19 protein-coding genes are annotated in these 23,382 nt (G+C 42.4%); 3 read left to right on the top strand and 16 right to left on the bottom strand.

Going from position 1 to position 23,382, the window contains the following annotated elements:
• Positions 1–161: 161 nt before the first annotated feature.
• From LC605_RS02305 to LC605_RS02295, 3 genes are all read right to left on the bottom strand, one after another.
• Complete coding sequence (locus tag LC605_RS02305; RefSeq protein ID WP_229545965.1) at positions 162–2,372, bottom strand: O-linked N-acetylglucosamine transferase, SPINDLY family protein; 2,211 nt, start codon at positions 2,370–2,372, stop codon at positions 162–164.
• A 114-nt stretch (positions 2,373–2,486) separates the two neighbouring features.
• The gene (locus LC605_RS02300; protein WP_229545964.1) at positions 2,487–3,032 is read right to left on the bottom strand and encodes a type IV pilin-like G/H family protein; all 546 of its coding nucleotides are present in this window, start codon (positions 3,030–3,032) and stop codon (positions 2,487–2,489) included.
• A 196-nt stretch (positions 3,033–3,228) separates the two neighbouring features.
• Positions 3,229–3,795, bottom strand: coding sequence for a Uma2 family endonuclease (locus tag LC605_RS02295; protein WP_229545963.1), 567 nt, complete (start codon positions 3,793–3,795; stop codon positions 3,229–3,231).
• 110 nt (positions 3,796–3,905) lie between these two features.
• Here LC605_RS02295 and LC605_RS02290 point away from each other — a divergent pair, with 110 nt between their 5' ends.
• Together LC605_RS02290 and trxB are read left to right on the top strand one after the other, a co-directional pair.
• On the top strand, positions 3,906–4,691 hold the full coding sequence (locus tag LC605_RS02290; protein WP_229545962.1) for an Rpn family recombination-promoting nuclease/putative transposase: 786 nt from the start codon (positions 3,906–3,908) through the stop codon (positions 4,689–4,691).
• Between the two features lie 275 nt (positions 4,692–4,966).
• Positions 4,967–6,337 (top strand): thioredoxin-disulfide reductase, encoded by a 1,371-nt coding sequence (gene trxB / locus LC605_RS02285; protein WP_229545961.1) that lies wholly within the window; start codon positions 4,967–4,969, stop codon positions 6,335–6,337.
• Positions 6,338–6,557: 220 nt separating this feature from the next.
• Here trxB and LC605_RS02280 read toward each other — a convergent pair whose 3' ends face one another.
• From LC605_RS02280 to LC605_RS02245, 8 genes are all read right to left on the bottom strand, one after another.
• Positions 6,558–7,814 carry a DNA cytosine methyltransferase gene (locus LC605_RS02280; protein WP_229545960.1) on the bottom strand — a complete coding sequence of 419 codons (1,257 nt, stop codon included), beginning with the start codon at positions 7,812–7,814 and terminating at the stop codon, positions 6,558–6,560.
• A gap of 1 nt (position 7,815) precedes the next feature.
• Complete coding sequence (lpxB, locus tag LC605_RS02275) at positions 7,816–8,997, bottom strand: lipid-A-disaccharide synthase (RefSeq protein ID WP_229545959.1); 1,182 nt, start codon at positions 8,995–8,997, stop codon at positions 7,816–7,818.
• 438 nt (positions 8,998–9,435) lie between these two features.
• Entirely contained in the window at positions 9,436–10,254 is an 819-nt protein-coding gene (lpxA, locus tag LC605_RS02270) for an acyl-ACP--UDP-N-acetylglucosamine O-acyltransferase (RefSeq protein WP_229545958.1), read from the bottom strand.
• 306 nt (positions 10,255–10,560) lie between these two features.
• The gene (fabZ, locus tag LC605_RS02265; RefSeq protein ID WP_229545957.1) at positions 10,561–11,091 is read right to left on the bottom strand and encodes a 3-hydroxyacyl-ACP dehydratase FabZ; all 531 of its coding nucleotides are present in this window, start codon (positions 11,089–11,091) and stop codon (positions 10,561–10,563) included.
• A gap of 99 nt (positions 11,092–11,190) precedes the next feature.
• On the bottom strand, positions 11,191–12,039 hold the full coding sequence (lpxC, locus tag LC605_RS02260) for a UDP-3-O-acyl-N-acetylglucosamine deacetylase (RefSeq protein WP_229545956.1): 849 nt from the start codon (positions 12,037–12,039) through the stop codon (positions 11,191–11,193).
• 197 nt (positions 12,040–12,236) lie between these two features.
• Positions 12,237–14,735 (bottom strand): BamA/TamA family outer membrane protein, encoded by a 2,499-nt coding sequence (locus LC605_RS02255; protein WP_229545955.1) that lies wholly within the window; start codon positions 14,733–14,735, stop codon positions 12,237–12,239.
• A 116-nt stretch (positions 14,736–14,851) separates the two neighbouring features.
• Positions 14,852–15,589: a phosphoribosylaminoimidazolesuccinocarboxamide synthase gene (gene purC / locus LC605_RS02250; protein ID WP_229545954.1), complete on the bottom strand. Its 738-nt coding sequence runs from the start codon at positions 15,587–15,589 to the stop codon at positions 14,852–14,854.
• 77 nt (positions 15,590–15,666) lie between these two features.
• A complete protein-coding gene (locus tag LC605_RS02245; RefSeq protein WP_229545953.1) occupies positions 15,667–15,822 on the bottom strand; it encodes a hypothetical protein in 156 nt (51 codons plus the stop codon).
• An 890-nt stretch (positions 15,823–16,712) separates the two neighbouring features.
• Here LC605_RS02245 and LC605_RS02240 point away from each other — a divergent pair.
• The gene (locus LC605_RS02240; RefSeq protein WP_229545952.1) at positions 16,713–16,973 is read left to right on the top strand and encodes a hypothetical protein; all 261 of its coding nucleotides are present in this window, start codon (positions 16,713–16,715) and stop codon (positions 16,971–16,973) included.
• A 196-nt stretch (positions 16,974–17,169) separates the two neighbouring features.
• Here LC605_RS02240 and LC605_RS02235 read toward each other — a convergent pair whose 3' ends face one another.
• The 5 genes from LC605_RS02235 to LC605_RS02215 form a co-directional block, all read right to left on the bottom strand.
• Positions 17,170–19,791, bottom strand: a complete 2,622-nt coding sequence (locus LC605_RS02235) for a GAF domain-containing protein (RefSeq protein WP_229545951.1) — start codon at positions 19,789–19,791, stop codon at positions 17,170–17,172.
• A gap of 285 nt (positions 19,792–20,076) precedes the next feature.
• Positions 20,077–21,207 (bottom strand): glycosyltransferase family 1 protein, encoded by a 1,131-nt coding sequence (locus LC605_RS02230; protein WP_229545950.1) that lies wholly within the window; start codon positions 21,205–21,207, stop codon positions 20,077–20,079.
• Between the two features lie 178 nt (positions 21,208–21,385).
• Positions 21,386–22,540 carry an NAD-dependent epimerase/dehydratase family protein gene (locus LC605_RS02225; RefSeq protein WP_229545949.1) on the bottom strand — a complete coding sequence of 385 codons (1,155 nt, stop codon included), beginning with the start codon at positions 22,538–22,540 and terminating at the stop codon, positions 21,386–21,388.
• Complete coding sequence (locus LC605_RS02220) at positions 22,515–22,721, bottom strand: hypothetical protein (protein ID WP_229545948.1); 207 nt, start codon at positions 22,719–22,721, stop codon at positions 22,515–22,517. The genes LC605_RS02225 and LC605_RS02220 overlap by 26 nt, the downstream gene beginning before the upstream one ends.
• A gap of 7 nt (positions 22,722–22,728) precedes the next feature.
• Positions 22,729–23,247: a hypothetical protein gene (locus LC605_RS02215; RefSeq protein WP_229545947.1), complete on the bottom strand. Its 519-nt coding sequence runs from the start codon at positions 23,245–23,247 to the stop codon at positions 22,729–22,731.
• Between the last annotated feature and the right edge of the window lie 135 nt (positions 23,248–23,382).

Genomic DNA, 23,382 nt, shown 5'->3' with positions numbered 1-23,382 from the left:
AATTGCTCAATAGCTTCTGCTTGTAATTAGAGTGAAGAAAGACTAATAGTAAAGGCTTTACCCCTATTTTAGGGGCTGAAGCCCTTACGATAATGTATGGTTTATTTACCTGGAAATTGCTGTAAGAGGTTATTTTGATCGCTCAAGCGCTCACTACGATCTTATTTTTTTTCAATATACCTTTGCCACATCTGTTGGTAAGCTTTCTCCATCTCACGAGTAAATTTCTTGCCATTCCACAGGGGTGATGTTTGTCGAGATGCTTTCAGTTTCAAAGCCACTTGCTGGCGTAAAGCTTCATTTTTACCCAAGCGCACACCCCACTCTAGATATTCTTCATCAGTCCAAGCGATACCTTCTGTGACACCTACATTCATCATCATGGTGTAGCTATTACGAGCCGCAAATTGCTGTCCAACTCTGGTTACTAGGGGTATACCCATCCAGAGTGTTTCTAGGGTTGTCGTAGCTCCGTTGTAGGGAAAAGTATCTAATACGACATCAGCGATCGCTAAATTTGCTCTGTGGACAGCTTCAGAGGAATCTTGGGGTACAAAACGCAGTCGTGAACATTCTACACCCTCTTCTTCTGCTAGCTGCATAAAAAATTTCTGCACAGCTTCAGAATCGGCTAATCCTTTAATCAAAAAATAGCTATTGGGAACTTCTTTGATAATTTTCATTTGCGATCGCGCTGTATCAGGGTGGCGTTTAAATCCCCTCTGAGCGCTGAGATAGATGACAGCATCATTAGGAATATCTAGAGAATCCCGCCGTAGAGTTGGTACACCCACCTCAAAACCATCTACTGCTATATAAGTTTGAGGCAATCTCCAGATTTTCTCTATATAGTACTCTTGAGCATTATCTGGCAAAACATAAGGATCAGCAATAAAGTAATCAACTGTTGGTATTCCTGAAGCATCCCAACCTAACCATGTTGCTTGTACAGGTGCAGGTTTTAGTGCCATGATTTCACAAGTTATATCTAGAGTGATGCTATCTAAATCTATTAAGATATCAATTTTGTCTTGGTAAATTTGTTCAGCGATATCTTCACTATAAATTCCACCTTTATAAGCTTGATTAAATTGGTGAACATACCATTCCTGGAGCGTATCGTTTCTCTGTTTATAATTTATAAAATAGCCATGTATGTCAAATTTATCGTGGTTATGATGCTGAATTAACCACCGCGCCAACCAGCCCACTGAATGCCTAGATAAACAATGAGATAGATATCCAATTTTTATCGACTTATTTATTTTTTGTGAATTAGATTGTTTATACTTCTGTATTATTTCGTTGGCATACTCTTGCACATTAAGTTGACAAAGTTGTGCCACTTCATTCTGAATTTGTCTATTTTTATAAGGATCATCTTGTAAGTATGGTGCAAAATAGTTAGTATTAAATAGACGAAGAACTCTAGCTGCTACAATATTTGTAGGATGTTCTGCTATTAAAGATTTAAGTAAATCTTCTTGCTCCTGCAAAACTCCACAAGCTTCCTGCCAATAACCAGGAGCATCCATTAATCCTCGTTGTAGCAGATGTGTTGCAAATGTTTGATCCAGTAATGTAGTAGATAAGGAATAGCATAACTTAGCTGTTTCTATACCCTGAGTATAATCACCAGCCTTGAGATAAAAAGCAGTCAAATGCCGCAAAATCTCCAAATTTTTAGGTTCCAGTGTTAAACCTAACTTAATTAGATGTGCCGCAATTTGTGGTTCCCACATTGACTGAGCAATTTTAACTGTAGCTGGAATCAAAATATTAATAAAAGATTTAGGTTCACAAATATGACCTAAACAAGCTTCTGTAAACTCCAAAACTGAGTGATGCAAAGGAGCAAAATTGATAATACTCTCAAACACTTGTAATAATAGTTGAACATCTACAATTTTTTCTGACTGAAGTAACTCAATAACGCCTAAAGAATTTAATTCCTCACCCGTAAATGTTTCTAGTTGGATAGCGAGATAAATTAAATACAATAGATTATTAACATCTGTGGGACTTATTTCCCGCATATGTTGACGAATTGCCCAAGAAACTGAATAATCTGTTAGCGTTTCCCTGCGTTCAGCCTCAGTTTCCAGAACCTCTAACAAATCAACTGTCCACTGTTCAACTTGTTGGACTTCTCCCTCAGCCATACCCAGCATCCAAATCATCTGCGCTTCTGCTTCTTGCTCCTGCAAGAGCAGCATTAATCCTAAGTTCCAGTAGTGGGTTTTCACTTCTGGTTCTACTTCAATAGCTTGCTCATAATATCTAGCAGCATAATTGTAGTTACCTTTGATGAAATATTGTTGAGCTTGCTGCTCTGAAAGGGTGATATCAGTAGGAATTTGTACAGAAATCATAGCGAGGAATGCAAGAAGAGTATTATTAGGCGAATTTAAAATAAAATCAAAGTGGGTAGTGTAAACTACCCACTTCATGAAATATTCAATCAAAGTTGATACAACTAAGCATTTTTATTTAGACTTAAGTTGTTCGTAGCCTGTCGGACAAGCTGGTTCTAGTGGGGTTGTAGAAGTAAATGCTGCGTTCTGTTTTGTACCAATACCAACGTTAATAGACTCACACAAAACTGCCAAAGTAGTTGCTTCACTGGTAGATTGTTGTGTAGATAAAGCTACCACACCTACATAAGATTTCAGTGGTGCTTTCAGAGAGATACCATTGTTAGCAACGCCATTGTTAGTGGTTGCACTACCAATTTCATATTTGTAGTTCTCTGTTTGGCTTCTAATACCCATCCCTAATTTATTCAAGTCAGTAGTGAATTCACCATTTTCTAGGAAATATGCTTGTTGAGCGCGGTTCATGGAACCAGAGTACTGTTTTGCTTCTGATTGCTTACCTTTGTTAGCTTGGTTTAAGAAAGAAGGTAGTGCGATCGCTGACAAAATCCCGATAATAATAATTACTACTAGTAATTCAATAAGTGTAAAACCTTCGTTTTCCTTCTTTTTGCCGAGGATGTGTTGGAGAAACTTTGCTTTCAATTCAGTTTTCATAAGTGTTTTCCGGGGGATAGGAAGCGCTTGTGTGTTCTATATGTAACTTACCCAGTGGCGATTAGTTTCCTATCACACCAGCTAAAAAAAATTTATGACCAAATATAGTGGTTTTAGTTCGGACGATATGCACACTGGGGTAACACAACTGTGCTAACCTACGAAAAATCTAATTTTCCACACAAGTCAGAGCAACTTATTCAAATTCAGGTGGCCACAGTTCTGATACCGCCAATTCCCAACCTGGTAGCAAGTCTGGTAGTGTTAGTGTGTCCCCATTCTGCAATACCACCGCAGCTTGGTTTATTCGATAAACCGTTACTGTCAATTTGTCAGGGTCAATCAATATGCCGACTGTAGACCCAAGTTGCAAAAATAACTGAATCTTCTCTTCAAGCGGTTTAATTCTGTCGCTTTTCGATTTAATCTCAACCATTAGGTCTGGAACTAACTCTACAAAGTCGCGCTTGGTCTTCTTCAGCCGATCAGCCTTAACAAAAGACACGTCAGGGGCACGAAGGTTTCTTTTTTCTGAGTCGTCCTCTTCTATATTCGGCAGGATAAACCCAGCGCTAGAACCAGTTATACGTCCTAGCTTGCGTGACATGACCCAGTTATTCAAGAAGGTAATTAGACGAGCGCCAATTTCCTCTGACTCGTAATCTGATGGCCCCATAACTATGATTTTCCCCTCTACCAACTCCATCTGCCATTCTGGATGCTCGGTTTGTAGCTGCTCTAAATCGGTAATTGCAAAGGACATAATATACTAAATAACGCTTTTATATCTATCATACGTACCCTAACCTACGAAAGCTACAATGTATTGTATTCAAATAAAAACGGCTGTATAGTTTGCAATTCGTAGCATTAATGAAAACAGATGTAATTTTTTATGAACTTATCAAGGAACTGCCACAAATATTTTTTGAACTTATTGAAAAACCTGACACTAATCCCAATATCTACACATTTATTGCACCTGAAATAAAACAACAATCATTTCGTTTAGACGGCTTATTTGCTACTATCAAGGGATTTGAAAATGAACCTTTATACTTTGTGGAATTACAAACCTACAAAGATGAAGAATTTTACGAACGACTTTTTGGGGAAATTTTTGTTTACTTCCGTCAATATAAACCTGCAAACTCAGACTGGTACGCAATTGTTATCTACGATCGCCGCATTCATGAAACCGCACCTCACCCACGCTATCAGGCTTTAGTAGAACAACATCTACGCTGCATTTATCTAAATGAACTTTCTACTAGGGCTGAAGATTCCTTGGCGATAGGAATTGCCAAACTATTTGTAGAATCACCTACAAAAGCTACTTCCTTAGCCCGGCAGCTAATCAATCAGGCTAAAGAAAACTTACTCGATGAAAATCTTCAAAAAAAAGTGCTAGCATTTATCCAAGCTATTGTATTTTATAAGTTTCCCAATCTTACTTTAGAGGAAATTGAAGCCATGCTTGATTTAGATCCATTCACAAAAACTCGATTGTACCAGAGTATCTTAACAAAGACAAAACTAGAAGCAAAATTAGAATTAGTCCCGAAATGTGTTGAGAAAGGTATGAGCATTCAAGAAATAGCAGAATTTTTAGAACTAGATGCTGAAACTATCAGGAAATATCTGCAAGAACAGTCCTAGCAGTTAACAGGATGTTTTAAAAGTGGTTGGCTGTATCTTTGCACTTTTAGATCCCCCCTAACCCCCCTTGAAAAGGGGGAAGAATCAAAGTCCCCCAATTTATTGGGGGATTTAGGGGGATCTAAAACGTTTTGCTACCAAGAAGAGTTTATGTCTAGAATGAAATAGCCCTGGCATAGTACCGTAGGCGTTTTCCCATCGCTTACCATCTGGCATACCCAATCACAGTTTGTTATGCTATATTAAGCGTAGTCGTTATGAGTTTGTATATTTGCATGACTAACCCAACTGTAGAAAACTTGGTAATTATCGGTTCTGGGCCAGCAGGGTACACAGCCGCCATCTATGCGGGACGCGCTAACCTAAAACCCGTTGTATTTGAAGGTTTCCAAGCCGGGGGATTACCTGGTGGACAACTAATGACCACGACGGAAGTTGAGAACTTTCCAGGATTTCCCCAAGGGATTACGGGGCCGGAACTGATGGATCAGATGAAGGCTCAGGCGGAGCGCTGGGGGGCTGAACTATATACTGAAGATGTTATGTCAGTTGACTTGAGTCAGCGTCCATTTACAGTGCGATCGCAAGAAAGGGAAATAAAAACCAACAGCATCGTTATTGCTACTGGTGCAACAGCAAAGCGTTTAGGTTTACCCAGCGAACATGAATTTTGGAGTCGGGGTATTTCCGCTTGTGCAATTTGCGATGGTGCAACACCAATTTTTCACGGCGCAGAATTGGCTGTAATTGGTGCTGGCGACTCGGCGGCGGAAGAGTCTATTTACCTCACCAAATACGGTTCTAAAGTGAATATGTTGGTACGCACCGATAAAATGCGGGCTTCTAAAGCCATGCAAGACCGCGTTTTGAGTAACCCGAAAATCCAAGTGCATTGGAACACAGAAGCCGTGGATATCTTCGGTAATGGTCGCATGGAAGGGGTGAAAATCCGCAATACTAAAACTGGTGAAGAAAGCAAACTGCACGCTAAAGGTTTATTCTATGCCGTTGGTCACACTCCCAATACATCTTTATTTAAGGGGCAACTAGAACTCGATGAGATCGGTTACGTTGTCACCAAACATGGTTCTGTAGAAACCAGTATAGAAGGCGTTTTTGCTGCTGGCGACGTCCAAGATCATGAATTTCGGCAAGCAATTACGGCTGCGGGTACTGGTTGTATGGCGGCGATGTTAGCAGAACGTTGGTTGTCATCTACTGGCTTGATTCAAGAATTCCATCAACAGCCAGAAACAGCCGTTAATGAATTAGAACATCAGCCAGCCAAAAAGACCGAAGCTGAGGAAGAAGCTGGATTTAACTTACATGGGACGCGCCATGAGGGAGGTTATGCTTTACGGAAATTGTTCCATGAAAGCGATCGCTTACTCCTTGTTAAATACGTCTCTCCTGGTTGTGGCCCTTGTCATACCCTGAAGCCAATTTTAAATAAAGTAGTGGATGAATTTGAAAGCATTATTCACTTTGTGGAAATTGACATCGACAAAGACCGAGATATTGCTGAAAATGCTGGTGTGACAGGAACGCCAACGGTTCAATTGTTCAAAAATAAGGAACTGGTGAAGGAAGTTAAAGGTGTGAAGCAAAAGAGCGAATACCGCCAGTTGATTGAAAGTAATCTGTAAGAGAATGGGGAGTGAGAAATGGGGAATAGTCAAAAATCATTGACAGTGACTAATGCCCAATACTCCCCTCCCGATACTGAACTGTATTGGGCTATACAGACAAAACCCACCGACCTGGGTTTCAAATTCTTTGAGTTTGCGTAGGCGGACGAAAGTTTGTGTAGCCGCGAATGACCTTCGCCAGGGCAAGGGTGTTTTTACACTCATTGAGATGCTCTCCTTAACAATCGCCGTAATAATATTGTGTCGCTTGCGATATATTAAATTGTAATAGCTTCTCATCTCCCAACTTGTATCGCAATCTCGGTTTAAAAGGCGAAATATTCAAACTACGAATAATTTCACCCGCCACAGCCTTTGCTAGTAGCGGTGGTACAGAGTTACCAACTTGCCGAAAACCGTGCCATTTAGTTACATGAAATCTAAACCAATCGGGGTAAGAATGTAATCTCGCCGCTTCCCTGACTGTGATGCAACGAGGCGTAAATGGATGAATCGGTCTAGGAGATGTGAAAGAACCCCTATACTTGTCTGTTCCAGCTCTTAAAGTATTGCAGACACTAGCAGGATGTAGCTTATGAAAACGACTAATTTTTTCTCTCTCGCCTTGTAGAGTTTCCTGAAAACGTTGAATAGTTTCAGCAGAATGTTTTGTTCTTAAACTTGAAGAAAGTATTCGCAAATCATATTCACGTTTATAAGAATAATCATCGTTAAGGTATTTAAGACCGCGAAGTACACGAGCATAGTTACTAGGCTTTTGGTATTCTGCTATAACCCAATCTCTTATTACTAACTCAGAATATTTTTCTATTTCAGGTAAATCTTTAATTGCATCCCATACTGTAGGACTCAATGGGATATTAGATATTTTTTTAGAAGTTAAATTATTTGGTAATGCTGGTTTAGTAATCGGCTGAGGATATTTTGGTAACTCTACATCCTCTCTTGCACCTATGAGGAACAATCGCTCACGTGACTGTGGTACTCCGTAATTTGCAGCGTTGAGAATTTGGTAATTCTCTTCTACTTTATAACCGTAAATTTTAAATTGACTAATTAAAGATTTGAGGATTTGTTGATGTTCGCCAACTGTGATTCCCCGAACATTTTCCATGACAAAGAATTTCGGTTTTAGCTCAAAAACCAGCCGATGAAAGTGAAATACTAAAGAATTTCGCGGATCGTCAACAACCCGTTTACCAATTAGAGAAAATCCTTGACAGGGTGAGCCACAAATTACCACATCAATTTCGCGATCGCCAATTTTAGACCGACTCCTAATTTCTTCCCCTGTTGTATCCACAACACTTTGACATAACACTGAGCAATAAGGGAAGTTAAACTCATGTGTTGCACAGTGGATCGGGTCAATTTCCACAGAGGCCAGCACGTCAAAACCAGCTTGTTCAAAGCCAAGAGTCATACCACCCGCGCCAGCGAACAAATCAACTGCGATCGCCCTTTGTTTTTTCATCTCATAAGCCATGACACCCCAATATATTTGCTCGCATTTGCAAAATTTCTTGAGCAGCGCGATCGCACACTCCAACTTCTCCCAAACTCTGCCGCATTTCTTCATAATCTAGCAAAGTTTGGTCTCTGCGACTGGGATTGAGTAGCAGTTCCATCGCTGCTTGGGTAATATTCTCTGCTGTGGCTTGCTCTTGTAAAAATTCTGGCACAATCGGCTTCATCACTACTAAGTTGGGTGGCGATGCAAAGCTGATAGAACCTTTGAGGATTTTACGAGCTATCCACGCAGTCAGACGACTTAGGCGGTAAACTACAACTTGCGGCACATTTAACAGAGCAAGTTCTAAATTGACAGTACCAGATTTACTGATGGCTAAATCAGCCGCAGCAAAAACTTCCATTTGTTGACCTGATATAACTGTCGCCCGTAAACCGTAACGCTCAACAGCTTCTTCAATTGGCTGTCTATAGACTTCCAGCGACAGGGGAATCCAGAAATGAACTTCCGGCAATTTAGCTTGAATAGTTTGGGCAGCTTGAAAAATAATTGGTAAAAGATATTTTAGTTCTTGGCGGCGAGAAGCGGGGAGGAGTGCGATCGCAATTTGTTCTGGTGCAATTCCCAGTGTCACACGCGCTGCTTGGCGACTGGGAGCATCTTGCATTCGGTCAATCAAAGGATGCCCTACCCAAGTAACTTTTGCCCCTTGCTGGCGAAAATAACGCGCTTCTTGTGGGAAAATTGCCAACAGCTTATCTGTAAAACCAACAATCCGGTTAGTTCTGCGTAAACTTAATGACCAAGCCCACTCTTGGGGAGCAATGTAATACACCACAGGCACATCTGGTAACTGCCGTTTCATATAAGTCCCAATTTCCAGATTGGGAGTCATATAATCGATCAGCACCACTAAATCCGGTGGATTTTCTTTTAGAGAAGCGATCGCCTGACGTTGCACCTGGAGAGTCGGTAAGATATAAGGTAGCCCTTCTAAAATACCCATTGAGCCAATACTACTAGTATTTCCCAGCAGAATTGCTCCAGCCTCCACCATTTTTTCGCCACCCAGCGCCACAATCTCTAATTCCAACCCAATCGCCACAGCTTGACGCTTCAGTGCTGTAATTAGCAGCGACCCTTGTAAATCGCCAGAGACTTCACCAGTGCTGATAAAAATCCGCATTTTATAATTAAAGTTAGAAACTAAATAGTTAGGAGTGAGGAGTTAAAATAGTTAGGAGTGAGGAGTTAGGAGTGAGGAGTTCAAAATTTAATTGATCAACTCATAACTTAATTTCATAATTAAAGTTAGAAGTTAGGGAATAAATAGTTAGCAGTGAGGAGTCAGCAGTGAGGAGTTAAAAATTTCATTGATCAACTCATAACTCATAACTTAATTTGATAATTAAAGTTAGAAGTTAGAGAATAAATAGTTAGCAGTGAGGAGTCAGCAGTGAGGAGTTAAAAATTTCATTGATCAACTCATAACTCATAACTTAATTTGATAATTAAAGTTAGAAGTTAGGGAATAAATAGTTAGCAGTGAGGAGTCAGCAGTGAGGAGTTAAAAATTTCATTGATCAACTCCTAACTCCTAACTCCTAACTCCTAACTTAATAATTCACGATTCATCACTCACGCCTTTTCTCCCTTTACCGGGAATCAAGCCACGCCTTCCCGGCATCTGAGAAAGTAGCAGAAAGCGTCGCAAATGCTGCAACTGTTCCCTATCCCCTAACAGTTCGAGTTTTTCCAAGGCATCCTTAAAGGACAAATCAGAACGGTAGAGAATGCGGAAGGCTTTTTTCAGCACAAGTAAATCTGCTGAGTCCATACCAGACCGTTTGAGTCCCACAACGTTGAGGGTTCGCACTCGCGCCGGATTTCCTTCTACTAGCATATATGGGGCCACATCTCGGTCAATCCGTGCCATGCCTCCGACCATTGCCTGTCTACCAATATGCACAAATTGATGCACACCTAAAACTCCACTTAGCCTAGCGCGTGACTCTATATGCACATGACCTGCCAACGCTACAGAGTTAGCAATCACTACCTGGTCTTCAATTACGCAGTTATGAGCTACATGGACATAAGCCATCAGCAAATTACCATCGCCAATCACCGTTGCTTCACCAGCACCGGTAGCGCGGTTAATAGTAACGTACTCACGAATTAAGTTGTTATCTCCAATTTTAACCCAAGTTGGTTCTCCCACAAACTTGAGATCCTGTGGTTCCATACCGATGGCTGCACCTGTAAAAATCTGATTTTGCGCCCCAATTTCACAAGGCCCCTCTAGCACTGCATGAGCGCCGATTATTGTTTCAGGGCCCACTTTGACATGCGCTCCAATCACAGCATAGGCACCGACTTGCACTGTATGGTGGAGTTCCGATTTCGGATCAATTACAGCAGTTGGATGAATTAGCGTTTTCAAGGGTGAATCTCCAGAACTGTCTTGATAAGTCAGCGCCAGGTAGGGTTTCTGAGGCAGCGTCTAACTCTGGTTAAGAGAGTTGTACAGACTACCGTCCCATCGAGGCGACTGGTAGAGCGTGAAGTATTTCAGTGAACGAAAGTGTCGGGCAAAGCAAGTTAAGTGTGTTCGAGTAGCATCTCGTAAAGAGGGCGTCGAAAATCAAGAAATTATTAGATGCTGTTGTGGATTTTTTTTAACTTTCATCCTTTTTTAGGATTCAGTGAGGGCATTTCACGGCTATGCCAATACCACGAAAGCAAACTTTTAGTTAACTAGAGAAAACATTAATTCCCCTTCACAAGCAAGTTGACCGTCAACTTCGGCACGACCTTGCATCTTACCGAAACGACGTTGTTTTACCCATAACAGTTCCACCGTCATTACTAGTTGATCCCCCGGTACAACCTGGCGGCGAAAGCGAACTTTATCGATACCAGCGAAGACGAACAGCCCGCCTTCTACTGAAGACATTTGAGTTAAAACAATGCCCCCAACTTGTGCCATTGCTTCGACAATTAGCACCCCTGGCATCAGTGGACGACCGGGGAAATGTCCTTGAAAATGGGGTTCGTTGATAGTGACATTTTTAACGCCAACAGCTTTTTTACCTGGAACGTAGTCAATTATTTTGTCTACAAGTAAAAATGGGTAGCGGTGGGGTAGCAATTCCTGAATTTCTTCAGATGTGAAAGTTGTTTTAATCTCAGATGTGATTGTAGTCTGATTTGTGGCCTGTTGTTCGGTAGATGTAGGTGCAGTAGGATCTGTGGTATTCACTTCGGTAACCATTGACATTGGCCGTGTGGTTAATTTTTTATCTGAAAGTTTAGCAGGGAGGCGTATATCGAAAGCTTTAATAATCCTGGATTTTAAACTTTAGAGCAAATCCCAAATCTAAAATCCCAAATCTAAAATTTTCTGAGCCAGTTGGATGTGTAAATTATGACTGGCTTTATACGCTAAGAAATGGGCACGAGGAAAAGTTCCTAGTAAGCTTAAATCTCCTACTAAATCCAAGATTTTATGACGGACTGGCTCATTTGCAAATCTCAATGGTGGATTTAGCCAGCCTTCTGGCCCGCAAACGAGTGCATTATCCAAAGTGCCACCTTTAATTAAGCCTGTTTTTTGTAAGTGTTCAATTTGATGGAGTAACCCAAAAGTACGAGCAGGAGCAATTTCCGCCGCAAAGCTAGCAGAAGCTTTTTCTAGTTCAGTGGTTAGTGACCAACTATACCATTGATTACCAATGGCAGGTAGATCAAAATCAATCCCGTAACTAAAGCGGGTTTCTGGTGCTGGGAGGGCACATACAAAGGCATCCCCTTGATAGACCCATATTGGCTCTGTAACAGCCAAAGGAACTTGGTTGTTAACGGGTTGTGATATTAAGCCTACTTGGGCAATGTTGGCTGTCCACACACTTGCTGAACCATCCAAAAGGGGGACTTCTGACCCATCAATTTCAATCCGGACATTATCCACGCCCATACCCGAAAGCGCTGCCAACAAATGCTCTACCGTGCGAACATAAGCTTCACCCTTGCCCAACTGAGTTGAGAGAACAGTGTGGCTAACTGCCGCAACTTGGGCTGGAATGATCGGCAAATCCGGCAAATCCACTCGCACAAAGTAGCGTCCACTTCCCGTTTCAGCTGGTAGTATCCGCACCTGGGTATTCACACCGCTATGCAATCCCACCCCTATTTGGGTGATTTCGGCTGCTAGAGTGTGCTGTTGCATAGCCGAAAAGTCAATATATTTTCTTTAGTATTGTTCATCGTCTGTTTTGGTAAAGTCCCTGATATTCCCCTAAAAATGTCATTAATCCCTTTATCGGAACAGTATTGAGGTAAATGTAAAAATTAGCAAGCTAATTGTCATTTGTCATTTGTCCTTTGTGATTCACTAATGATCAATGACTCATGACTAATGACAAACTAAAACCTTTCGCCAATACCGAAATTAATCCGACTATCACCGTCATCGTTGATACCGTAGTCAATACGAATTGGCCCTAATGGAGACTGGACGCGAACGCCAAGACCATAACCGTAGCCACTACCATTTTTGTTCAATACTTCAGCCGCTCTGGTACTAGTTCCTAGGTCACTGCCGAGATCAAAAAATAATGCGCCACTGACTACTGAAAAAACTGGAAACCGATACTCAACTGATGCTTGCACGTAAGAGCGTCCACTACCTAATCTTCCTTCTTCATAACCCCGGACGGAGTTGCTACCGCCGATGGTAAAGGCTTCGTAAGGAGGCAAGTCACCAAGGATGGTTCCTGCTTGCAGGTTAAATGCTAAAGTTTGTGCCCCCTTACTGAGGCTAATAAGCTTGATGGGTAAATATTGGCTGTAGCTACCACGCAATCTGGTAAGAAAAATATTGCCTTGTCCCACAGGTACTGACTGGTCTACCCCGAAGCGAAGATAAGAACCGCTAGTGGGTTGCAATGGGTTATTACGGAGGTCGCGCTGTGCCCCTAATTGCAATAGTACTAAATCATCTTCACCTGAACCAGATGAGGTAAGTGGAATTTCTTCGCTGGTGCGGTTCCCATTATCGTCAAACACTGCTCCTGTTTTTCTGAGATTGCCATCGCCATCACGGGCGGAAACTCGTTGATACTGTAAACCTGCTGAGGCAGTCCAGACGGAAGTTTTGTAAGGATTGGCAGAAAGAGGACGGGTAAAGGTGACACCACCACCTAGACGGAGAATGCGGGGGCGATCTTGAGAATCTGTATTAGTAAGATTATTTGGGTCAAAGGTTCTAATATCCTGGTCTTTGCCATCAAAAATCAATGAAATGGAACTGCGGCGAAAAAGATTGGTTGTGTAGGAAGTCCGGTAGGGATCTCCCGCAATCCAGGGGTCTGTATACCGCACGTCAAACAGCAGTTCCCGTTCTCCTACCTGCACTTCTGCTCCCAGTTTTTGGTTCCGACCGTTCAGGTTTTGCTGTTGATAGCTTACTGTTCCAAAAAGTCCGCTAGCAGAACTAATCCCTGCGCCAGCCGCAATAGAACCACTGCTGCGTTCAGCTACATTCACTACTACATCGACCTTGCTGGGGTCAGTACCAGGGTCAAGGGAGACATTTACATCTTCAAACAGTCCCAGTCCATACACGCGCTGTAGGTCTTTTTGCACTGTGTTGCGATTGAATACTTGTCCTGGCTTCAACTCCAATTCTCGTGTAATGATGTAATCTTGTGTCCGTCCGCGAATTGGTTGTCCCTTTTCGTCTGTCTCTTGACCGTCTTTATTGCGGAACCGGACTCTAATGTTTTCTACTACACCTTCTGCTACTTGCAAGGTAACAACCCCGTTTTGAGAGACTTGGGGCGCTCCAATCACGTTGGCTAGTACATAACCTTGGTCTTGATACCGTTTGTTTAACTGCTTGATACCTTCTTGCAAGTCACGCAAGTTGAGAATTTTGCCATACTGTTCGCGAAATACTTGATCTACAGTATTAGTTGGTAGTACAGAAGCAACACCAGTGCCAGGATTGGCTTGCACTTCTACTTTGCTCAGGACGGGGTTAGGCTGCACAACAAAGCTCACCCGCACTCCCAAGGGGGTATCTTCTGGGGCTGCTTGGACGTTGGAGAACAAGCCAGTACCAAAGATGGCGTTAATATCTTCTTGCAGTTGGCTGCGGGTTGTCGTTCGTCCTGGTTGGGTACGAATTACCCTATAAACTTGGTCTTCCAGTTCTGGTGATAGTTGCCCAGCCTGTGGTCTAACTACTACTTCCGACACCAGTACGCGAGGATCATTGGCTTCTGGGGCTGCGTTGGGTTGAGTATTTCCCGGAGTTGTCGGTGGGTTAACATTCTGTGGACTGGGAGTAGCACCTGGGCGTGGGGTAGGTATTCGTTGTTGACTATCTGGGAATGGAAGGTCTGGAGCGGCTGATGGTTCTGGAGTTGTGGGTAATAAAGGTTCCGTTGTCGGTGGATTGACATTCTCTGGAACTGGAGTTGTCTCAAGAGTTGGGGAAGGCGTTGGTTGCTGATTCGCTGGCGGTGGAATATTTGGGCTGGGGGACGGTTGTTGAGTAGGGTTGGGGTTGATTTGAGGGGTTTGTGCAGTTGTTGGGGTTGTGGAGGTTGGCAGTATTACCTCTGGGGCCGCGTACGCGTAGCCCAACCCAGGTATCGCTGCTAGATTGGCAGAGTAAACTTTGACAACGCCAGGTTGTAGATGTTCCCCCTCTGTAACCTCTGTGGGTTTAAGTCGAGATTCTAGACTTTTACTAGAGTTACCCTGACCAGTGTCCTTTTCTGGCTGCTGATTTGTTTGTAGTGTCAAAACTTCTGTTGTCTGTTTTGAACTGTTGGCGGTTTCTGCATTTGCACTCAATGAGCCGCCCAAAGGGACTGCAATTGCTACTGCTGCCACCAATACGGGAGATAAACGCATTTTACTTATAATTCCTCTTCACGACCACACACCATCACAAATTAGTCATTAGTCATTGAGCATTATTGACAAATGACAAATGACAATCCAAACGAGTTTAATTGATTTTTGCCCATTTAGTTATTACTCTGTACCGCTTTTAGCACTCTTTGTAAAACCTCCTGGTAGGCATCCTCTACATTTCCTAAGTCTCGGCGAAAACGGTCTTTGTCCATTACCCGCCGATTTAAGTCCTCTTCTGCGGTATCCCACAAACGGCAGGTGTCGGGGCTAATCTCATCTGCCAAGAGCAACTGCTGTTGTGAGTCCAAACCAAACTCTAGTTTGAAGTCTACTAGAGTAATGCCACACCTTTGCCAGAACTTATTGAGAAATTCGTTGATTTGCAATGCTAGATGTATAATTGCGTCTACTTGTTCCGCAGTAGCTAGTTCTAGCAGGTACAGGCGATCGCGCGTCAACAAGGGATCTCCTAACTGATCGTTTTTGTAATAAAACTCAACCATTGGCTGTTTCAGAATTGTACCCACTGGTAATCCTGTTTGCTGACACAGACTGCCAGCAGCAATATTTCTGATAACTACTTCTAAGGGTAAAATCTTTACTGCCCTCACCCGCATCTGATTCGGGGCAGGGCTGTCGATAAAGTGAGTCTTTATACCATTTTTCTCCAACTGTTTAAAAAGTTGGCTGGAAATGCCACAATTAATTTTTCCTTTACCTTGGATACTGCCACGCTTTTGGGCGTTAAACGCTGTGGCATCGTCCTTAAAATCAGCTAGCAAGACTTCGGGATCGTCCGTTGTATAAAGAATTTTCGCTTTGCCTTCGTATAACTTGGAATTAACAGACATGGTGACAGGTAAAGTTCTAGGCGATGGACAAAAATTGTCCTTTGAGGTTTCACCATTTTATCTTTAGTTATCAACTATTAGCCATTACTAATGATTGAAGAGGAAGCGGGGCTGCCGATAATTGGGCAGAAAACCGCACTTGTGCCCCATGCCCAATGCCCTCTTGTTAGTAACAGAATCAGTAAGTAGGTCGGCGCAATTAAAGTTAACTGGCTAAGGCTGTCATTTGTCATTCGTCATTCGTCATTAGTAAGGGTTTTAAGCTTATTTATGCTTCGTAACATACTTAAGTTTTTTCGCACCAATGTATTTGGTTAGCAAAGACTGACAACTGAATCTCTAAAAGGATGTTTTAAAAGTCTTTTTATCGGTAGCAAAACGTTCTAGATCCCCCTAAATCCCCCTTAAAAAGGGGGACTTTGAAAGGTTTTGCCCCCCTTTTTAAGGGGGGTTGGGGGGATCAATAAGTACCTAAAATCACAGCCAACCACTTTTAAAACATCCTCTAACTTTTAACAGAGGACAATTGGCTTTGGTGTATGTTAATTGTACTACGTATTTTCACCAAAAAAGATTGTAATTATTTACCAGTAAGAAACTGTATTTCATAGATGAAGTATGTTTGAATCGTTTGTAAATCAGGGTTTCCACGGAAGTTAATTACAATCTAAATTCATAAATTAAGATAAAATAAATGAACAAACTGAAGGAAATTGAAGAATTTAGGAGTCAGAATCAAGACCCTCGCGGACTCGCTAACGCTGCGCTATCAGTCGGGGATTCAGACCCGCCACTGATTGAAGACCACTAAATTTTCAATTTAGTGGGGGTGCAAAAACGCCGATTATTCAGACGCTCGATGACTCGCTAACGCTGCGCTATCCGCTTTTTCCTACATAATTCATTCTGAATTCCGACTCCTAAGTAGAGCGGCGTAAATAATTAAAGGTTTGTAGTCAGGACTTTAGTCCTCATTTGAGGGCTGTTCGCGGAGCGTTCCCGTAGGGTAGCCCTCACTACAAACTAATATCAAGATTTTTTACATTACTTAACCTAGTTTGATTTATTATCACCGACTTACTTAACTCGTGAATTCTATTCGATAAATTGGACAACAAATATAGTGAACAAAGATGATTTTCTCTATCCTCGTGGTCGCTACTACGGTCAGGTAAAGCCAGAAAACTTGGTTTTTAATGCAAATCTGCAAGAATTTGCCCAACGAGTAAGCTACATTTGCAACCTAGAAACAGGTGGGAAACTGCCTCCAGGTGCAGCTTACGAACAAATAAAGGATCTATGGAAACAGTTGAAACGCTCAAAAAAAGAGCTAAGAATCGGCGAAGACCCGTTTCAGGACGATCAAAGGGAGTCTCATGGTTGAAGGAAAAATAACAGAGACGAGGTGGACAAGGAGAACAAGCATAGCCAATAACAAATGACAAATACTTCGACTTCTCTGCGAGACGCACTCGCGTTCGCGGTTACTGAGCGTAGTCGTTGGCGCAGCCTCTCGTAGAAAAGGGCAGTACAAGTGACAAATGACAAATGACAAATGACAAATGACAAATGACAAATGACTATTTAGTAACCGTTGTCCAGACACCATCCCAGGAATCTGGAGGCGGCGCTTGTTGATAATTACGCGCACGTTCTAAGTGTAGAATAACAGCTTGGTCTTGAGGTTGGATGGACTTGGCCGCTTTAAAACAGGCGATCGCTTGTGAGAAGTTGCGGGATAAATAAGCCGAGCGTCCAGTATGATAGTGAAAGAGAAACTCTTGGATTTTGGCATCTAGGGGAGTATTGCGATCGCCAATTAATTCGTAGATATTCACAGCCTGGTGTTTGCCTTTGACACGAATTTTATCTAATTGGCGCACCCAAATGCGATCGCTGCACAGTTGATAAGTAAATTCACTTAAAAGAATATCACAACCATATTCTTTAGTTACTGCTTCTAAACGCGAACTCAAATTTACGCTATCCCCAATTACGGTGTAATCCATCCGTTTGCGCGAACCAATATTACCTGAAACCACATCCCCAGAACTAATGCCAATGCCAATATGAATTTGTGGCTGGGTCTGGATAATTTGCCGTTGGTTAAATTCCTCTAGGCGGCTTCGCATATCTAACGCTGACTGTACAGCCCTCCAAGCATGATTTTCTGTAAGTGGTAACGGCGCACCAAATACCGCCATTAAAGCATCACCAATAAATTTATCGAGAGTGCCTTCGTAGTTAAAAACCGCCTCCACCATTGTTTCAAAATACTGATTAAGTAGCGATACCACCTCAGATGCACCGAGATTTTCCGTAAGTGTTGTGTAGCCCCGAATATCAGAAAACAAGATGGTTACTTCCTTTCGTTCACCCACCATTAAGCCATCTTCTCCCAAAGCCATCACTTGTTCAGCTACATGGGGTGTTAGGTAGCGGGACATGGTAGTTCTCATCCGTTTTTCCTGACTGATGTCTTCCAACACCACCAAACCACCGCGTACATCGCCTTCTGGGTTAGTTAGAGGATTAACAGTGAGATTGATACTGCGCTCTAAGTTTCGCACCTGATCAACAGTGAAAAATTCCGATTGGGGAGTCAGGGGTAGATTCCAGGGAATGAAAACATCGGGGTTAGTGCGATCGCGCACTGCTAAGATTGAGGAACCAGGCGTGTAGATATTTTCCTCCCGTTGAGGCGACTGGCGTTGTTGAATCTCACTTTGAATTTCTAACTCCTCACTCATAACTTGGCACACTCCCACCATCAAACTTTGCTCTGGCACATAATGTTTAGCTCCCGTTTTTAAACTATCTTCTAGTCGCATTTGAAGATTTTCAATTGGCACAACTTCCCAAACTAGGCGACCAATCAAATTTGGTTCCCACAAGAGCTTGTTGTTCTTGCTATTAGCATCTGTTATCGGACAACCCAGCAACTCCAGAGCCGCATCATTAATCGTGACAATCCGTCCTGCCATATCTGTAGAAATCACAGCATCTGACAAACTTTGCAAAATGTCTTTTTGATACTGTTTTTCTAACAGCACATTTTCAAACAGGCGAGCATTTTCTAAGGCAATTCCTGCCTGGATATTAAAAGCCCGCATAAACTCTTCATCAGAAGCCGTAAAACTGCTTTGTTGCTTATTAATTAATTGCGTGACACCAATCAACTCATTTGCAGAATTAAATACTGGTAAACATAGGATATTGCGAGTTATATAGCCAGTTTTTTTATCTGTAGTCGGGTCAAAGCGGGGGTCTTTATAGGCATCGGAGATATTTAAGGCTTCACCAGTGGAGGCTACATATCCAGCAATACCACGGTTAGCGGGAATGCGGATTTCTATTAAGTTTGTGCCATCCGCCGCAGCGGCCACCTTCGTCCAGAGTTCGCTCATCTCTTTACGATATAAAAACAGTGTGCTGCGGTCTGCTTGCATTAGAATTCGAGCTTGCTCCATGACCATCTGCAAAGTTGCTTCTAAATCCAGACTTTGCCCTAGTGTCTGAGTTGCTCGCAATAAAGCCGTTGCTCCTCTTTGATTACGAGCGGCTACATAAAAAGATTGGCAGCTTTCCAGGATAATACCAATAGAAGCAGCAAAGTCTCGAAAACGTTCTTCATCATCATGATTAAAGGGAATATTCCCGGTTTTATTAGCCAGTTGCACCACCGCTACAGTCTGGTTTTTGCTACTGATAACAGGCATACATAAAATATTGCGGATTTTGTAGCCCATTTGTTTTTCAAGTTCTGGGCTAAATAAAGGGTGAGTATAAGTTTCAGATATATTTAGATATTGACCTGTACTGGCAACATGACCAGGGATACCTACTGTAATAGGAGTACGAATTTCTAAGAATTTTTGGGTATTATCTTGAGGAACTTTTGACCACAATTGACCTTTGTCATAGTCAACTAAAAAAATGGCCGTGTGTTCTGCTTGAAGAATTTGACCAATTTTGAGTGTGATAGCTTCTAGTACCTTCTCTAACATAGTTTCTAGAGCTTCATTATTGATCAATTCAATAGCTCTAAGAAATTGCTGGAACTCAGCAGTTATGAAGTCGAGTAAACAAATAAATTCATTAACAGATAAGTCTTTTACGCGACGTAGTAGGGCGTGAGTACGATTAACTTGAGTTAATTCAGTTAATGTAGCCAAGACGCTGCCAGGATTGGGAAGTGTCATGGTAATTTTAGATTTTAGATTTTAGATTAGGACTTACGCAAAGTAATGAAAAAACGAACCGCATAGACGCAAAGCGGCTTCCCGCAGGGTAGGGCGCAAAGGACACAAAGAAATAAGAGTTTCAGGGAGTTATTGCGTAAGTCCTATAGATTTTAGATTTTAGATTTTAGATTTTGGGCATTGGGCATTGAGCATTAGGCATTGGGCATTGGGCATTGGTTATTAATTCTTCTCATCTCCCTCATCTCCCTCATCTCCCTCATCTCCCTCATCTCCCTCATCTCCCTATTTTGCCAACTGTTGAGAACATATCACCTTTTGATAGTAATCTTGTAGCTGCCTAGTAGCAGCTGCCCAACCCCAACTTTCTGCTTCCTGGCGAGCATTTTGACGAATGATGTCTCGTTGTTGTTTTTGTTCTAAGAGGCGAACAGTAGCAGCTAATGCCCCTTGAATATCTGCTGTTGGCTCAAAAAGATATCCATTTACCCCATCCGTCACAATATCAGGAATTCCCCCGGAACGGGCTGCCACTACCGGACAGCCAGCAGCCATCGCTTCTAGTAGTACTAAACCTAGTGTTTCTGTACGGGAAGGAAACATAAAGGCATCAGCACTAGCAAAGGCAGAACCTAACTCTTGCCCCATGAGATACCCAACAAAATAAGTGTTTGTGCCAGCAAAGTGCTTTTGCAATGTTTGACGGTGGGGCCCATCCCCAACTAATGCCAACCGCGCTGCCGGAATCGCCTCTAAAATTGGTTTGATGCGCTCAATTTCTTTTTCAGCAGAAAGTCGCCCAACGTAAAGTAGCAATGGACTTTCTGGATGATTTTGCGATAGGCGCGATCGCATCTCTACATTAGCTAAATCGGGGTGGAATAATTCTGTATCTACCCCACGCTGCCATAAATCTACACGTTCAATACCATGTGCTGTCAGTTCCTCTATCATTGCTGTGGAGGTACACAGATTCAAAGCAGCTTGATTATGAGCGCCTTTCAGCAGTTCCCAAAGAAAACCTTCCAGCATCCCCAAGCCGTAATGCTGGAGATATTGGGGCAAATGCGTATGATAAGACGCTACTAAGGGTATTTTGAGGATTTTGCTATAAAATATGCCAGCTAAACCCAAAACTGCTGGATTCACCACATGAATAACATCAGGCTTAAACTCTTCTAAGGCGTAACCAATGGCTGGGCGGGGAAGAGCCATTTTCAATTCTGGATACAATGGCAGAGGAAAGCCAGTAACGCCGTAAACTTTAGCGCCTTTGTGTTCTGTGATGCCTCCATCAGGGGCAATCACCAACACTTGATTACCACTGCGCTGTAGATGGTCAACAGTATGACGCAGGCGCGTTACAATGCCGTCAACCTTGGGTAAAAAGGTTTCGGTGAATAGGGCAATTCTCATATAAAACTATTCAGTACAAGCAGATAATCCCAGCTTTTGTTGCGTTTCGGTATCAAACACAGACTAAACTGTTTCCCGTGCTGTAATCAATTCTGCACAGTCAAAATAACTGATTGGTCGTCATATTGTGCTAAGATATGACGACCAGTTTTAGACCCACTATTTACTGGGGTTTATCCTAATTTCTGTGCCAAGAGACTTTAGGCAGGATTTGTTTGTGATCAACTCGTTTCTGATACTTAATGGCAAAGTTTAACAGAGAATCGAGTAAAGAATCAGAGAGCAAGTGAGGCTCTAAACCTAAATCGAGCAATTTAGTGTTTTTAGCGTTAAAATAATGTTCTTCTTTCTCGACTCTGGGATTATCTAAGTGATTAATTTCTACATTCAATCCCATAGCGTTACCAGCTTTTTTCACCATCAATGCCAAGTCGCCGACGCTGAATTGTTCGGTAAATTGGTTAAATACGCGGAATTCACCAGCCTCGGCAGGGTTAGCGATCGCTAACTCCACACATCTTACTGTATCCCGAATATCCAAAAATCCGCGAGTTTGCCCGCCTTTACCATAGACGGTGAGGGGATGTGCGATCGCTGCTTGAATACAAAAGCGGTTTAGTGCTGTACCAAACACACCATCATAATCCAGCCGATTAATCAATAGTTCGTCCATCCCCGTTTCTTCGGTTAAAACGCCATAAACCACACCCTGATTTAAATCAGTTGCCCGCAATCCCCAGATCCGGCAAGCAAAGTGGATATTATGACTATCATGAACTTTGCTTAAATGGTACATTGAACCGGGCTGCTTGGGATAAGGTAGGGTATCCTTGCGTCCATTGTGTTCAATGGTGATATACCCTTCTTCTATATCAATGTTGGGTGTACCGTATTCACCCATTGTCCCCAGCTTCACCAAATGACAGTCGGGGAAATCTTCCCGCATGGCGTACAGTAAGTTCAACGTACCAACTACATTATTGACCTGGGTAAGAACTGCGTGTTCTCGGTCAATCATGGAAAATGGGGCAGAACGCTGTTCACCAAAATGCACTAGGGCATTTGGCTGAAATTGCTGTAATGTTTTCTGGAGAAACTCGTAATTCGTAATATCGCCGATGAACAAGTCGATCGATTTACCCGTCAAATCTTGCCAGCGCTGGAGACGTTGCTGAATTGGTGCGATCGGAGTGAGAGTTTCGACACCTAGTTCATTATCCCAGTGCCGCCGCACCAAGCTATCTAAAATTCCAACTTCATAACCTCGATTGGAAAGGTAAAGAGCAGTTGCCCAACCGCAATATCCATCACCACCAATAACCAGGACTTTCATCTTCACCAGTTTTTACTCGCTGATAGCTAAATCTATCAGGTTTCTGTACCCTGTTAATCATTATTCTGGCGGATATGTGGATTTTGGGTAAGTGGGGATGGGGGAGATGGGGGAATGAGGGAGATGAGGGGGATGAGGGAGATGAGGGAGATGAGGAGGATAACCAATGCTCAATGCCCAATGCCTTATTAAAACTTTGAAATCCGATACTGCTGGGCAATGTAATAAAACAAACGATAGTAGTATTGAAAATTTTGGCTTTTGCTTCGTCCCTGCAAATAGTATTTCACTTGACTCTGAGTTAGTGTCAGTGTCATCGAACCTGCTTTTTGATCAACCTCTACAACCATCACTCCAGATACTCCTTGGGCGGTTTGAAAGTTGGGTTTTATCTTTTTCACAGATTCTTGATCATTTAGTAACTCCTGACTTGCCCAACCCCGAATTTCCACGGAGTTATCCTGTGGCGAAATAAACGTAATGCCATCATTGTTTGCTGGGGCTGCTAAAGAAGTCCAGTTACTTGGATATGGAAATTCAAAGCCATAACGGGTGTTGCTATAAGTTTTCCAGGCGATCGCTCCGGCGTTAAAATCATTTGCAGTACAACCCCACAGGATTATTAACAGGGCAATGACTCCAGTAACGCTGGCAGTAAACCGATAAATTTTTCGCCCTAAACTATAGGTTTTATTAGCAGTACCCATTTACATTATTGGACTTTGGACAAAAAAGAAGTGTTCGCGTATGTATTACGCGAATAAATGATTAATCTTGTTTATAGTTACCAGCAAAAAAAAAGCATAGCCACCAGAACCCCAAGGTATAGTAATATAAACTAC

Origin of the sequence: Nostoc sp. CHAB 5836 (assembly GCF_020829445.1) — a bacterium.
Lineage (GTDB): Bacteria > Cyanobacteriota > Cyanobacteriia > Cyanobacteriales > Nostocaceae > Nostoc.
Note: the sequence above shows the minus strand (reverse complement) of the source record. Positions and strands in the feature narration are given on the sequence as shown.